At 68.2% G+C, this 13,087-nt stretch carries 14 protein-coding genes; all 14 read left to right on the top strand.

What is annotated here, in order from left to right:
• Nucleotides 1-79 precede the first annotated feature (79 nt).
• The 14 genes from ndk (at nt 80) to ASD35_RS05465 (ending at nt 13,034) form a co-directional block, all read left to right on the top strand.
• A complete protein-coding gene (ndk, locus tag ASD35_RS05530; protein WP_056874605.1) occupies nt 80-505 on the top strand; it encodes a nucleoside-diphosphate kinase in 426 nt (141 codons plus the stop codon).
• Nucleotides 506-545: 40 nt separating this feature from the next.
• Entirely contained in the window at nt 546-1,655 is a 1,110-nt protein-coding gene (gene rlmN, locus ASD35_RS05525; RefSeq protein WP_082579933.1) for a 23S rRNA (adenine(2503)-C(2))-methyltransferase RlmN, read from the top strand.
• A 29-nt stretch (nt 1,656-1,684) separates the two neighbouring features.
• Nucleotides 1,685-2,476, top strand: coding sequence for a type IV pilus biogenesis/stability protein PilW (gene pilW / locus ASD35_RS05520; protein WP_056873887.1), 792 nt, complete (start codon nt 1,685-1,687; stop codon nt 2,474-2,476).
• Between the two features lie 28 nt (nt 2,477-2,504).
• On the top strand, nt 2,505-3,368 hold the full coding sequence (locus tag ASD35_RS05515) for a RodZ domain-containing protein (RefSeq protein WP_056873886.1): 864 nt from the start codon (nt 2,505-2,507) through the stop codon (nt 3,366-3,368).
• Nucleotides 3,368-4,630 (top strand): flavodoxin-dependent (E)-4-hydroxy-3-methylbut-2-enyl-diphosphate synthase, encoded by a 1,263-nt coding sequence (gene ispG / locus ASD35_RS05510; RefSeq protein ID WP_056873885.1) that lies wholly within the window; start codon nt 3,368-3,370, stop codon nt 4,628-4,630. Before ASD35_RS05515 ends, ispG begins: the two co-directional genes overlap by 1 nt.
• Entirely contained in the window at nt 4,627-5,934 is a 1,308-nt protein-coding gene (gene hisS / locus ASD35_RS05505; RefSeq protein WP_056873884.1) for a histidine--tRNA ligase, read from the top strand. Before ispG ends, hisS begins: the two co-directional genes overlap by 4 nt.
• Nucleotides 5,935-5,970: 36 nt before the next feature.
• On the top strand, nt 5,971-6,639 hold the full coding sequence (locus ASD35_RS05500; protein ID WP_056873883.1) for a tetratricopeptide repeat protein: 669 nt from the start codon (nt 5,971-5,973) through the stop codon (nt 6,637-6,639).
• The gene (gene bamB / locus ASD35_RS05495; protein WP_056873882.1) at nt 6,636-7,781 is read left to right on the top strand and encodes an outer membrane protein assembly factor BamB; all 1,146 of its coding nucleotides are present in this window, start codon (nt 6,636-6,638) and stop codon (nt 7,779-7,781) included. The genes ASD35_RS05500 and bamB overlap by 4 nt, the downstream gene beginning before the upstream one ends.
• The gene (gene der / locus ASD35_RS05490) at nt 7,778-9,115 is read left to right on the top strand and encodes a ribosome biogenesis GTPase Der (RefSeq protein ID WP_056873881.1); all 1,338 of its coding nucleotides are present in this window, start codon (nt 7,778-7,780) and stop codon (nt 9,113-9,115) included. Before bamB ends, der begins: the two co-directional genes overlap by 4 nt.
• A gap of 80 nt (nt 9,116-9,195) precedes the next feature.
• Nucleotides 9,196-9,438: an RNA chaperone Hfq gene (gene hfq / locus ASD35_RS05485; protein ID WP_056198163.1), complete on the top strand. Its 243-nt coding sequence runs from the start codon at nt 9,196-9,198 to the stop codon at nt 9,436-9,438.
• A 10-nt stretch (nt 9,439-9,448) separates the two neighbouring features.
• Nucleotides 9,449-10,693: a GTPase HflX gene (hflX, locus tag ASD35_RS05480; protein WP_157275395.1), complete on the top strand. Its 1,245-nt coding sequence runs from the start codon at nt 9,449-9,451 to the stop codon at nt 10,691-10,693.
• A gap of 47 nt (nt 10,694-10,740) precedes the next feature.
• Entirely contained in the window at nt 10,741-11,943 is a 1,203-nt protein-coding gene (hflK, locus tag ASD35_RS05475) for an FtsH protease activity modulator HflK (protein WP_056873879.1), read from the top strand.
• Between the two features lie 15 nt (nt 11,944-11,958).
• A complete protein-coding gene (gene hflC, locus ASD35_RS05470; protein WP_056873878.1) occupies nt 11,959-12,855 on the top strand; it encodes a protease modulator HflC in 897 nt (298 codons plus the stop codon).
• The gene (locus ASD35_RS05465; RefSeq protein ID WP_056873877.1) at nt 12,852-13,034 is read left to right on the top strand and encodes a DUF2065 domain-containing protein; all 183 of its coding nucleotides are present in this window, start codon (nt 12,852-12,854) and stop codon (nt 13,032-13,034) included. Before hflC ends, ASD35_RS05465 begins: the two co-directional genes overlap by 4 nt.
• Nucleotides 13,035-13,087 lie beyond the last annotated feature (53 nt).

Genomic DNA, 13,087 nt, shown 5'->3' with positions numbered 1-13,087 from the left:
CTCAGGGCTGACCCATTAGGGTCATCCCTAGCGGCTACAATCGCAGGCTTTGTCCAACACGCCCCATCAGGAGAACTCCATGGCAATCGAACGCACCCTGTCCATCATCAAGCCCGATGCCGTGGCGAAGAACGTCATCGGCCAGATCTACGCCCGCTTCGAAGGCGCCGGCCTGAAGATCGTCGCGGCCAAGCTGGTCCAGCTGTCGCGCGGCGAAGCCGAGCAGTTCTACGCGGTCCACAAGGCTCGCCCCTTCTTCAACGACCTGGTGAACTTCATGATCTCCGGTCCGGTGATGATCCAGGCGCTGGAAGGCGAGAACGCCATCCTGAAGAACCGTGAGCTGATGGGCGCCACCGACCCGAAGAAGGCTGAGAAGGGCACCATCCGCGCCGACTTCGCCGACAGCATCGACGCCAACGCCGTGCACGGCTCCGACGCCGCCGAGACGGCCGCCGTCGAAGTGGCGTTCTTCTTCCCCGGCATGAACGTCTACAGCCGCTAAACCCCCAACGGGGTCGGTGACCCCGGCCCGGGAGCTCGCAATGGACGCGGTCAACCTGCTCGGATTCGATCTACCAGGCTTGGCCGCCTACTGCGAGCAACTGGGCGAAAAGAAGTTCCGTGCGACCCAGCTGTTCCGCTGGATCCACCAGAAAGGCGAGTCGGACTTCGAACAGATGTCCGACCTCGCCAAGTCCTTGCGCGACAAGCTCAAGGGCCGCGCCCATGTCACCGCGCTGCCGGTGATCTCCGAGCATGTCTCGACGGACGGCACCATCAAGTGGCTGTTCGACGTCGGCGCCGGCAATGCGGTCGAGGCCGTGTTCATCCCGGAAGACGATCGTGGCACGCTTTGCGTCTCCAGCCAGGCGGGTTGCGCGGTCGGCTGCCGCTTCTGCTCGACCGGCCACCAGGGCTTCAGCCGCAACCTGTCGACGGCCGAGATCACGGCCCAGCTGTGGTTCGCCGAGCACGCGCTACGCCAGCGCCAGAACACGACCGAGCGCGTGATCTCCAACGTCGTCATGATGGGCATGGGCGAGCCGCTGCAGAACTACGACCAGCTCGTGCCGACGCTCAAGACCATGCTGGACGACCATGGCTACGGCCTGAGCCGCCGCCGCGTCACCGTGTCGACCTCCGGCGTCGTGCCGATGATCGACCGGCTGCGCGAGGACTGCCCGGTCGCGCTGGCCGTCAGCCTGCATGCGCCGACCGACCCGCTGCGCGACCAGCTCGTGCCGCTGAACAAGAAGTACCCGGTCGCCGAGCTGCTGGACGCCTGCAACCGCTATCTCGAGAAGGCGCCGCGCGACTTCATCACCTTCGAGTACTGCATGCTGCAGGAGGTGAACGACACGCCCGAGCTGGCGCATGCGCTGGTCAAGCTGCTCAAAAACCGGGTCAGTTGCAAGATCAACCTGATCCCCTTCAATCCCTTCCCGGCCTCGGGCCTCACGCGCAGCACGAACGCGCGCGTGCAGGCCTTTGCCGAAGTGCTGATCCAGGCCGGTATCGTCACGACGGTGCGCAAGACGCGCGGCGACGACATCGACGCCGCCTGCGGCCAACTCGCTGGCGAGGTGCAGGACCGCACCCGCGCGCATATCCGCATGGTCAGGGCACCCATCACGGTGGCCAAATCCACCTGACACGACCCGTGCCCAACCTCGAGGATCCGATGAAGCGACTGCTGACCGTCCTGACTGCCGCCCTGCTCGCCGCCTGCGCCGGTACCGGGACGGGCACCGCACCCGCCGCGGATCGCGAGATCAAGACCGACTCCGACCAGACCGACAACGACCGCCGCGCCAGCATCCGGTTGGAGCTGGCCCAGGGCTACTTCTCGCGCGGCCAGTTCAACACCGCGCTCGACGAGCTCAAGCTGGCGCTGCAGGTCAAGCCCGACATGCGCGAGGCCGTCAACCTGCGCGGCCTCATCTATGCCGCCATGGGCGACCACCCGCTGGCCGAGGAAACCTTCCGCCGCGCGCTGGCCGTCTACCCCAGCGACCCCGACACGCTGCACAACTATGGCTGGTTCCTGTGCCAGCAGCAGCGCTGGGAGACGGCCGATGCACTGTTCGACCAGGCCCTGGCGCAGTCCACCTACCGGGCACCGGCACGCACGCTGCTGGCCAAGGGTGTCTGCGAAGCGCGGGCCGGCCGCATGCTGGTGGCCGAGAAGACGCTGTCGCGCGCCTTCGAGCTGGACCCTGGCAGCCCAGCAGTCGCGGTCAACCTGTCCGAGGTGCTGTACCGCAACCGCGAGCTGGAGCGGGCGCGCTTCTACGTGAGGCGCGTCAACGGCCAGCCGGAGCAGGCCAATGCGCAGAGCCTGTGGCTGCAGTTGCGCATCGAACGCAAGCTCGGCAACACCGCCCAGACGGAAGACCTCGCCCAGCAACTGCGCCGCAAATACCCCCAGTCGCCCGAGACCCAGGCGCTGGACGCCGGTCGTTACGAAGACTGAGAGCCACGGCCTTTACAAGAACAAGACGATGCAACCCATCCCCGAGGGACGAGCCCAAGAGCCCATCACCGCCGGCGCCTGGCTCAGGAATGCGCGCCAGCAGCGCGGCCTGCACATCGCGGCACTGGCCGTCATGCTCAAGGTGCCCCAAGCCAAGCTGGAGGCATTGGAGGCCGACCGCTTCGCGGAGCTGCCCGACGCCACCTTCGCCCGCGCGCTGGCCACGGCCATGTGCCGAGCGCTCAAGGTCGACCCCGCGCCGGTGCTGGCGCTGCTGCCTCGCACCGGGCAGGACTTCGACGTGCGGCCAGGCCTGAACCAGCCCTTCCGCGAGCGCGGCGCTGGCGCCGGTGACGGCCAGGCATTGGCCACCGTCCTGCGGCCCATCATCTGGGGCCCAGTGCTGCTGCTGGCGGCGGCTGCGGCCGTCTACTGGATCCCTGCCGGCTGGCTGCCCGAACGCGACCAGGCAGCCCCGCCCGCGGCCGCGTCGGGCATCGTCGCCACGCCCAGCGCGCCGGTCGAGTTCATTGCCGCGCCGGCGGCCTCCGAGCCGGTGGCGGTGGCCGCATCCACCCCGGTGGCCGTGGCTTCCGCGCCGCTGCAGGTGGTCGCGCAACCCGCGTCGGCGCCTGCCGTGGCTGCCGTGCCCGCGGGCCAGGCGCTGCGCCTCACGGCCACGGCCGACAGCTGGATCGAGGTTGTCGACGCCAAAGGCCAGACGCTGCTGTCGCGCGTGCTGCGCGCCGGCGAGCAGCAGGAGTTCGGCGGCGCGGCACCCTACAGGCTGCGCGTCGGCAACGTGAGCGGCACGAAGGTCGAGTGGCGCGGCAGTGCCTACGACCTGGGCGCCCGCGCCACCAACAACGTCGCTCGAGTGGAGTTGAACTGATGAGCGAACTGATCATTCCCGAAGCCATGCCGGCCCCGCGCCGCAGCCGTCAGGCGCGCGTCGTCTGGGGCAACCGTGTCGTCACCGTCGGCGGTGACGCACCGGTGCGCGTGCAGTCCATGACGAACACCGACACGGTGGACGCCATCGGCACGGCCATCCAGGTCAAGGAGCTGGCGATCGCCGGCTCGGAGATGGTGCGCATCACCGTCAACACGCCGGAGGCCGCCGAACAGGTGCCCTACATCCGCGAGCAGCTGGACCGCATGGGCATCGACGTGCCGCTGGTGGGCGACTTCCACTACAACGGCCACCGCCTGCTGACCGAGTATCCGGCGATGGCGCAGGCGTTGTCCAAGTACCGCATCAACCCCGGCAACGTCGGCAAGGGCGACAAGAAGGACCGCCAGTTCGCGATGATGGTCGAGGCCGCCGCGAAGTACGACAAGGTCGTGCGCATCGGCGTCAACTGGGGCAGCCTGGACCAGGAGCTGCTCGCGCAGTTCATGGACGAGAACGCCAAGCGCGCGCAGCCCTGGGGCGCCAAGCCGGTCATGTACCAGGCGCTGGTCGAGTCGGCGCTGACGTCGGCCGCCTATGCCGCCGAGCTCGGCCTGAACCCGGACAACATCATCATCAGCTGCAAGGTCAGCGGCGTGCAGGACCTGATCTCGGTCTACCGCGAGCTCGCCCGCCGCTGCGACTACGCGCTCCACCTGGGCCTGACCGAAGCCGGCATGGGCACCAAGGGCACCGTCGCTTCGTCGGTGGCACTGGGCATCCTGGCGCAGGAGGGCATCGGCGACACCATCCGCGTCAGCCTCACGCCCCAGCCCGGCGAGGCGCGCACGCAGGAGGTCGTCGTCGCGCTGGAGATCCTGCAGGCGCTGGGCCTGCGCCACTTCAACCCCAGCGTGACCGCCTGCCCCGGTTGCGGCCGCACCACCAGCACGACCTTCCAGGAACTGGCCAAGCAGATCGACGACTTCCTGCGCCTGCAGATGCCGGTCTGGCGCAACAAGTACCCCGGCGTCGAGGAGATGAAGGTGGCCGTCATGGGCTGCATCGTCAACGGCCCCGGCGAAAGCAAGCATGCCGACATCGGCATCAGCCTGCCGGGCACCGGCGAGGCGCCGGCCGCTCCCGTCTTCATCGACGGCCAGAAGGCGCTGACGCTGCGCGGCGACAACATCGCGCAGGAGTTCCACGCGCTGGTCGAGAACTACATCGAGAAGCGCTTCGGCGCGACGGCTACTGCATGAGTGAAAGCAAGAAGGTCCAGCCGCTGCAAGCGGTGAAGGGCATGAACGACATCCTGCCGCCCGAGTCGGCGCGCTGGGAGTCGCTGGAGGCCACGATGCGCAGCGTGCTGCAGCGCTACGGCTACAGCAACGTGCGCGTGCCCATCGTCGAGCCGACCGCGCTGTTCGTGCGCGGCATCGGCGAAGTGACCGACATCGTCGAGAAGGAGATGTACGCCTTCGAGGACCGCGCCGACAAGCATGGCCAGGCCGAGCACCTGGCGCTGCGCCCCGAGGGCACGGCCGGCGTCGTGCGCGCCATGATCGAGCACAGCTACCTGCGCGACAGCCCGCGGCGCCTGTACTACGTCGGCCCCATGTTCCGCCGCGAGAAGCCGCAGAAGGGCCGCTACAGGCAGTTCCACCAGATGGGCATCGAGGCGCTCGGCTTCGCCGGCCCGGACGTGGATGCCGAAGTCATCCTGCTGGCCCGCACGCTGTGGCGTGAGCTGGGCCTGAAGGAGGGCGAGGATGTCACGCTGGAGATCAACTGCCTGGGCCAGCCCGACGAGCGCCGCGCCCACCGCGAGGCGCTGATCGCATATCTCGAACAGCATCAGGACGTGCTGGACGAGGAGGCGAAACGCCGCATGTACGCCAACCCGCTGCGCGTGCTGGACACGAAGAACCCCGCGATGCAGGCCATGGCCGAGGGCGCGCCCAAGCTGCTGGACTTCCTCGGTGAAGCCTCGCTGGCGCACTTCAACGGCGTGCGCGCGCTGCTGGACGCGGTCGGCCTGGCCTACCGCATCAACCCCCGCCTCGTGCGCGGGCTGGACTACTACAACCTCACCGTCTTCGAATGGGTGACCGACAAGCTCGGTGCCCAGGGCACGGTCTGCGCCGGCGGCCGCTATGATGGCCTCGTCGAGCAGCTGGGTGGCAAACCCACGCCGGCCGTCGGCTTCGGCATGGGCCTGGAACGCCTGCTGCTGCTGCTGGAGACGCTGGGCCTGCAGTCGCCGGCGGCGGCCGTGGATGCCTATGCCGTCGTGCCCGAGCCGGCCGACCTGCCGCGCATCCTGCCCACGCTGGAAGCGCTGCGTGCCGCCGGCATCGCCGTGCAGATGCATGCCGGCGGCGGCTCGTTCAAATCGCAATTCAAGAAGGCTGACGCCTCGGGCGCCCGCTTCGCGCTGGTCTTCGGCGCCGATGAACTCGCGCGCGGCGAAGTGGCCGTCAAGCCGCTTCGCGACGGTACCGAACAGACGGCCCGCCCCCTCGCCGACGTGGCCTCCTGGGCCGCCGAACTGCGCACCGCATAATCCCGGGCCTTCGCCCGCACACGCTGTATTCCCCTCATGGCATCGCATCTCGATCTCGAAGAACAAGAACAACTCGACCAGCTCAAGGCCTTCTGGAAGCGCTGGGGCAACCTCATCACCTGGGTGCTGACGGCCGTCCTCGCCGCATTTGCCGCATGGCAGGGCTGGAACTGGTACCAGCGCGACCAGGCCGCCAAGGCCGCGGCCATGTACGACGAGTTCGACCGCGCCTACAACGCGCAGGATCTCGACAAGGCCGCCGCCGCCGCGGGCGACCTGCAGGCGCGCTATGCCGGCACCGCGTACGCCGCCCAGGCCGGCCTGCAAGTCGCCAAGCTGCAGCTCGACAAGGAAAAGGCCGACGACGCCCGCAAGGCCCTCGCCTGGGTCGCGGAGCATGGCTCCGAAGGCCCTTACCGTGACATCGCCCGCCTGCGCCTGGCCGGCCTGCAGATCGATGCCAAGGCCTTCGACGAAGCCGGCAAGACGCTGGACGCGATCAAGTCGCCCGAATTCACCGCGCTGGTGGCCGACCGCCGCGGCGACGCGCTGCTGCTGCAGGACAAGCGCGACGCTGCCAAGGCCGAGTACCAGAAGGCGCTGGCCGGCCTGGAGAAGACCCAGGACTACCGCCGCATCGTCGAAGCCAAGCTGGCGACGCTGGGCGTGCCGGCCGCCGTCGAAACCACCGGAGCCGCGCAATGAAGCGCCTTGCCTCGATCGCGTTGATCTCCCTGGCCGCGGCCTCGCTGTCCGGCTGCTCCACCGTCAGCTCGGTCTGGAACTCCTGGTTCGGCAGCGACAAGGGCAAGCCGGCCGCGCTGGAGACGCTGTCCGGCCCGGCCACTGGCCGCGTCGTCTGGAGCGCCAAGGGCGACAACATCAATTTCCCGCTCAGCATCGCGACACCGGCTGACCGCTTCGTCGTCGCCAGCAGCGACGGCACGGTGCGCGCGCTGGCCGCAGCCGACGGCAGCGAGCTGTGGCGCGGCGACGCGGGCGGCAAGCTGCTTGCGGGCATCGGCAGCGACGGCCGCTTCGCCGCGGTCGTCAACCGCGACAACGAACTGGTCGTGCTGGATGCCGGCAAGGTCGTCTGGAAGAAGGCGCTGCCGACTCCCGTCATCGCCGCGCCGCTGGTGGCCGGCGAGCGCATCTTCGCGCTGACGCTGGACCGCCAGGTGCTGGCCTTCGACGCGCTGGACGGCCGCAAGATCTGGGAACTGCGCCGCCCCGGCGAGCCGCTGACGCTGGCCAAGGCCGGCGTGCTGATGGCCTACAAGGACACGCTGATCGTCGGCCAGGGCTCGCGCCTGGCGGGCGTCGACCCGTTGAAGGGCCAGTTGCGCTGGGAGGCCAGCGTGGCCACGCCGCGTGGCACCAACGAGGTGGAGCGTCTGGCGGATCTGGTCGGCCCGGCCGTGCGCCAGGGCGATGTGATCTGTGCCCGCGCCTTCCAGTCCTCGGTGGGCTGCGTCAACGCCGAGCGCGGCAGCGCGCTGTGGAACCGGGTCGTGGGTGGCACCAATGGCATCGGCGCAGACGATCAGGTCGTCGTCGCCGGTGATGCGTCGGACCGCCTGTCAGCCTGGAAGCTGGCCAACGGCGACCTGGCCTGGTCGGGCGACCAGTTCCAGCACCGCAAGCTGTCCGAGCCTGTGCTGGTCGGCAAGCAGGTGCTGGTCGGCGATTACGAGGGCCAGGTCCACCTGCTGGACCGCGACACCGGCAAGACGCGCTCGCGCCTGGCCACCGATGGCTCACAGGTCGTCGCCGTCGCGCTGCTGAACGACACGGCCCTCGTCGCCACCAAGAGCGGCGGCCTGTTCGCGATCAAGGGCGAATGAAACCCGTCATTGCCTTGGTCGGCCGCCCCAACGTGGGCAAATCGACGCTGTTCAACCGCCTGACCAAGTCGCGCGACGCCATCGTGGCCGACTTCGCTGGCCTGACGCGCGACCGCCACTACGGCGATGGCCGCCTGGGCGACCGCGAGTTCATCTGCATCGACACCGGCGGCTTCGAGCCCGACTCGACGACCGGCATCGTCAAGGAGATGGCCAAGCAGACCAAGCAGGCCGTCGCCGAGGCCGATGCGGTCATCTTCGTCGTCGACATCCGCCTGGGCCTATCGGCACACGACAGCGAGATTGCACGCTACCTGCGCAGCGTCAACAAGCGCGTGCACCTGGCCGTCAACAAGGCCGAGGGCATGAGCGAGTCGCCGCTGCTGGCCGAGTTCCACGAGCTGGGCATGGGCGAGCCGCACCCCATCTCGTCGGCGCACGGGCAGGGCATCCGCAGCCTGCTGGACGCCGTGCTGGAGCCGTTCGAGGACACCAGCGAGGAGTTCGGCGCCGGGCCCCAGCAGGACGGCGTCATCCGCCTGGCGGTGGCCGGCCGGCCCAACGTCGGCAAAAGCACGCTGATCAACACCTGGCTCGGCGAGGAGCGCCTCGTCGCCTTCGACATGCCGGGCACGACGCGCGATGCGATCGCGGTGGACTTCGAGCGCAACGGCCAGAAGTTCAAGCTGATCGATACCGCCGGCCTGCGCCGCAAGGGGCGCGTGTTCGAGGCCATCGAGAAGTTCTCGGTCGTCAAGACGCTGCAGGCCATCGCTGATGCACACGTCGTGCTGCTGCTGCTGGACGCGACGCAAGGTGTGACGGACCAGGACGCCCACATCGCCGGCTACATCCTCGACAGCGGTCGCGCCGTGGTGCTGGCCATCAACAAGTGGGACGCCGTCGACAGCTACCAGCGCGAGACGCTGCAGCGCCAGATCGAGCAGCGGCTTGCGTTCCTGAAGTTCGCGCCCATGCACCATATCTCGGCGCTCAAGCGCCAGGGCCTGTCGGCGGTTTGGAACTCGCTGGCCGATGCCTATGCGTCGGCCTATCGCAAGTTGACGACCCCGGTGCTGACCCGCCTCGTGCAAGAGGCGGTCGAGCATCAGCAGCCCAAGCGCGCGGGCCTGTCGCGCCCCAAGCTGCGCTATGCCCACCAGGGCGGCCAGAACCCGCCCATCGTCGTCATCCACGGCAATGCGCTCGAAGGCGTCACCGAGGTCTACAAGCGCTACCTGGAAGGCCGCATCCGCGCGCACTACAAACTGGTCGGCACGCCGCTGAAGATAGAGCTGCGTTCCTCGAAGAATCCCTTCGACGAAAAGACCTAGGGTGACGCCCGGCACCGTCGGGACGCTGTGTTAAGGTCTTACCCGTAGTCCCCCACCCCCCGATAACTCGGAGCATACCGATGAGCAACAAAGGCCAACTTTTGCAGGACCCCTTTTTGAACCTGCTGCGCAAAGAGCATGTGCCGGTCTCGATCTACCTGGTCAACGGCATCAAGCTGCAAGGCCATATCGAATCCTTTGACCAGTACGTCGTGCTCCTTCGCAACACCGTGACCCAGATGGTCTACAAGCACGCGATCTCCACCGTCGTGCCCGGCCGCGCCGTCAACTTCCACGCCGGCGACGCCCCCGCGGACGCCTGATCCCCACCCCTTGTCCTCGACCTCGACCCACAGCGCGACGCCGCCCTCCGAGGCGGCGCGCGCCATTCTTGTGGGCGTCGATTTCGGTCGGCAGTCCGCCAAACAGGGCTTCGACGAAAGCCTGGACGAACTGGCCCTGCTGGCCGAGTCCGCCGGCGACACGCCGGTGGCCAAGGTCATTGCGCGCCGTGCCGCGCCCGACGCCGCGCTGTTCGTCGGCTCCGGCAAGGCCGACGAGATCAAACTGCTCGTGCAGGCCCACCAGGCCCACACGGTGCTGTTCGACCAGGCCATCTCGCCGGCCCAGCAGCGCAACCTCGAGCGCGTCCTCGGCGTGCCCGTGGCCGACCGCACCGCGCTGATCCTCGAGATCTTCGCCGCCCGTGCGCAGAGCCACGAAGGCAAGCTGCAGGTCGAGCTGGCCCGGCTGCAGTACCTGGCCACGCGCCTGGTGCGGCGCTGGAGCCACCTGGAGCGCCAGAGTGGCGGCATCGGCATGCGCGGCGGCCCGGGCGAGGCCCAGATCGAGCTGGACCGGCGCATGATCGACGACCGCATCAAGAAGACGAAGGAACGCCTGAAGCAGGTGCAGAAGCAGCGCAGCACGCAGCGCCGCTCGCGCTCGCGCAACGGCGTGTTCAAGGTCTCGCTGGTCGGCTACACGAACGCCGGCAAGAGCACCCTGTTCAACGCGTTGACCAAAGCTCGTGCCTATGCGGCCAACCAGCTGTTCGCGACGCTGGACACGACGACCCGCTCGCTCTATCTGGAGCAGGCCGGTGCCAGCGTGTCGCTGTCGGACACGGTAGGCTTCATCCGCGACCTGCCGCACAAGCTTGTCGAAGCCTTCCGTGCCACGCTGCAGGAGGCGGCCGATGCGGACCTGTTGCTGCATGTCGTCGACGCCGCCAGCCCCGTGCTGGAGGAGCAGATGATCGAAGTCGAGCGCGTGCTGGCCGAGATCGGTGCGGCCGACGTGCCGCAGATCCTCGTCTACAACAAGCAGGACCTGCTCGCCGACGACCAGCGCCCGCGCGAGATCGTCGACGCGGTGCTGCGCAACGCGGGCGGCACCGGGCCCACGCCGCGCGTCTTCGTCAGCGCCATCGACGGCGGCGGCCTGGCTGAACTGCGACAGCTGATTGCGACGGCCATGCAGACCCAGCCCTTGATTCCCGACGAGCGGGACCCACGTTTCGACGCTGGCCCCCCGGACTCCGAGCCCTCTTCCTCAGAAGACCCTTCCCAGGCATGAGCAGCACTTCCCATACCCCGCCCCGCAGCCCATGGGCGCGCCGCCTCATGACGCCGATTGCCCGCGCGACCCATGCGATGGGCCGGCTGCTGAGCAACGGCCGCAACGACGGCCCGCCCGACCTCGACGAACTCTGGCGCGACTTCAACCGCAAACTCTCGGGCATGTTCGGCGGTCGCTCGGGTGGCCCCACGGGCCCCAGCGGCTCGGGCGGCACGCCCGACATGAAGGGGGCCGGCATCGGCATCGGCCTGATCGCCGGGGTGGTCGTCATCGGCTGGCTGTTCAGCGGCTTCTTCATCGTGCAGGAAGGCCAGCAAGGTGTCGTGACGTCGTTCGGCAAGTACAGCAAGACCGTCGAGGCCGGCTTCCAGTGGCGCCTGCCGTACCCGCTGCAGCAGCACGAGGTCGTGTCGGTCACGCAACTGCAGCAGGTCGAGGTCGGCCGCAACTCGGTCGTCGCCGCCACTGGCCTGCGCGACTCGTCGATGCTGACGCAGGACGAGAACATCGTCGACATCCGCTTCACCGTGCAGTACACGATCAAGGACGCACGCGACTTCCTGTTCGAGAACCGCGAGCCCCGCGATGCCGTCACGCTGGCCGCCGAATCGGCCGTGCGCGAGATCGTCGGCAAGAGCACGATGGACTCGGTGCTCTACGAGCAGCGCGACGCCATTGCCACCGACCTGGTGAAGTCCATCCAGGCGCAGCTGGACCGGCTCAAGGCCGGCATCCAGATCAAGAACGTCAACGTGCAGGCCGTGCAGCCGCCCGAGCAGGTGCAGGCGGCGTTCGACGACGTGCAGAAGGCCAATGCCAACCGCGAGCAGGCCAAGAACGACGCGCAGGCGTACGCCAACGACAAGATCCCGAGCGCGCAGGGCGAGGCCGCCAAGCTGCGCGAGCAGGCCGAGGGCTACAAGGCCCGCGTCATCGCGACGGCGGAAGGCGATGCGGAGCGCTTCAAGAGCGTGCTGAGCGAGTACCAGAAGGCGCCGCAGGTCACGCGTGACCGCATCTACATCGACACGATGCGCCAGGTCTACAGCAACGTCAGCAAGGTCATGGTCGACAGCAAGAGCGGTTCCAACCTGCTCTACCTGCCGCTGGACAAGCTGCTGCAGCAGGGCGGCAGCGGCAGCGTGACGGTCTCCACGCCGCAGCCGACCAGCGTGCCGGAGCCGCAGTCGGTGCCAGGCAGCGACCTGCGCAGCCGTGACAACCAGCGCAGCCGTGACGGCCGCTGATCGAGGATCCCAGCCATGAACCGTATTGCCGCCATCGTCGCCGGCGCCCTCGTCATCCTGATGCTGCTGTCGTCGATGCTCTTCATCGTCGACCAGCGCCAGTTCGCTGCCGTCTATGCACTGGGTGAGATCAAGGAAGTCATCACCGAGCCGGGCCTGAAGTTCAAGCTGCCGCCGCCGCTGCAGAACGTCGTGCTGCTCGACCGCCGCGTGCAGACGCTGGACAGCCCCGAATCTCGCGCCATCTTCACCGCCGAGAAGAAGAGCCTTGTCATCGACTGGCTCATCAAGTGGCGCATCACCGAGCCGCGCCAGTTCATCCGCAACAGCGGCTCCGACGTGCGCAACGTCGAGAACCGGCTGGCGCCGGTCGTGCAGGCGGCGTTCAACGAAGAGGTCACCAAGCGCACCGTCATCGCCGTGCTCGCCACCGAGCGCGAGAAGATCATGCAGGACGTGCGCAAGCGCCTGGCCGACGAAGCCAAGCAGTTCGGCATCGAGGTGGTCGACGTGCGCATCAAGCGGGTGGACTTCGCTTCCAGCATCACCGATTCGGTCTACCGCCGCATGGATTCGGAGCGCAAGCGCGTGGCCGCCGAGGCGCGCTCCACCGGTGCCGCGGAGGGCGAGAAGATCAAGGCCGATGCCGACCGCCAGCGCGAGGTCATCGTCGCCGAGGCCTACCGAGACGCGCAGAAGGTCATGGGCGAGGGCGATGCCAAGGCGTCGGCCCTGTACGCCGAGGCCTTCGGCCGCGACCCGCAGTTCGCCCAGTTCTACCGTTCGCTGGAGGCCTATCGCTCCAGCTTCCGCAGCAAGAGCGACGTGATGGTCGTCGACCCGGGCAGCGACTTCTTCAAAGCCATGCGGGGCTCCGGCTCCGCGCCCGCCGCCGCCCCAGCGCGCAAGTGACCGAGCTGCTGACCGCGCTCGCGCTGGTGATGGTCATCGAAGGGCTGATGCCCTTCATCAGCCCGGCGCGCTGGCGGGACGTCTTCAGCCGCATCCTGGCGTTGAGCGACGGCCAGATCCGTTTTGTCGGCCTCATCAGCATCGTGATGGGCCTGTTCGGACTGCTCTGGTTGCGCTGATCCGAACGCTCCTCTGAGGCTTGGGGCGGGGAGGGCGCCGGTACAATGCCGTT

Origin of the sequence: Pelomonas sp. Root1444 (assembly GCF_001426885.1) — a bacterium.
GTDB lineage: Bacteria > Pseudomonadota > Gammaproteobacteria > Burkholderiales > Burkholderiaceae_C > Pelomonas.
Note: the sequence above shows the minus strand (reverse complement) of the source record. Positions and strands in the feature narration are given on the sequence as shown.

Coding starts and splice junctions, on each gene's coding strand:
- hisS (WP_056873884.1), top strand. CDS start 4,627: ATGAGTGAAAGCAAGAAGGTCCAGCCGCTGCAAGCGGTGAAGGGCATG.
- pilW (WP_056873887.1), top strand. CDS start 1,685: ATGAAGCGACTGCTGACCGTCCTGACTGCCGCCCTGCTCGCCGCCTGC.
- ispG (WP_056873885.1), top strand. CDS start 3,368: ATGAGCGAACTGATCATTCCCGAAGCCATGCCGGCCCCGCGCCGCAGC.
- ndk (WP_056874605.1), top strand. CDS start 80: ATGGCAATCGAACGCACCCTGTCCATCATCAAGCCCGATGCCGTGGCG.
- hflK (WP_056873879.1), top strand. CDS start 10,741: ATGACGCCGATTGCCCGCGCGACCCATGCGATGGGCCGGCTGCTGAGC.
- der (WP_056873881.1), top strand. CDS start 7,778: ATGAAACCCGTCATTGCCTTGGTCGGCCGCCCCAACGTGGGCAAATCG.
- ASD35_RS05500 (WP_056873883.1), top strand. CDS start 5,971: ATGGCATCGCATCTCGATCTCGAAGAACAAGAACAACTCGACCAGCTC.
- hfq (WP_056198163.1), top strand. CDS start 9,196: ATGAGCAACAAAGGCCAACTTTTGCAGGACCCCTTTTTGAACCTGCTG.
- bamB (WP_056873882.1), top strand. CDS start 6,636: ATGAAGCGCCTTGCCTCGATCGCGTTGATCTCCCTGGCCGCGGCCTCG.
- hflC (WP_056873878.1), top strand. CDS start 11,959: ATGAACCGTATTGCCGCCATCGTCGCCGGCGCCCTCGTCATCCTGATG.
- ASD35_RS05515 (WP_056873886.1), top strand. CDS start 2,505: ATGCAACCCATCCCCGAGGGACGAGCCCAAGAGCCCATCACCGCCGGC.
- rlmN (WP_082579933.1), top strand. CDS start 546: ATGGACGCGGTCAACCTGCTCGGATTCGATCTACCAGGCTTGGCCGCC.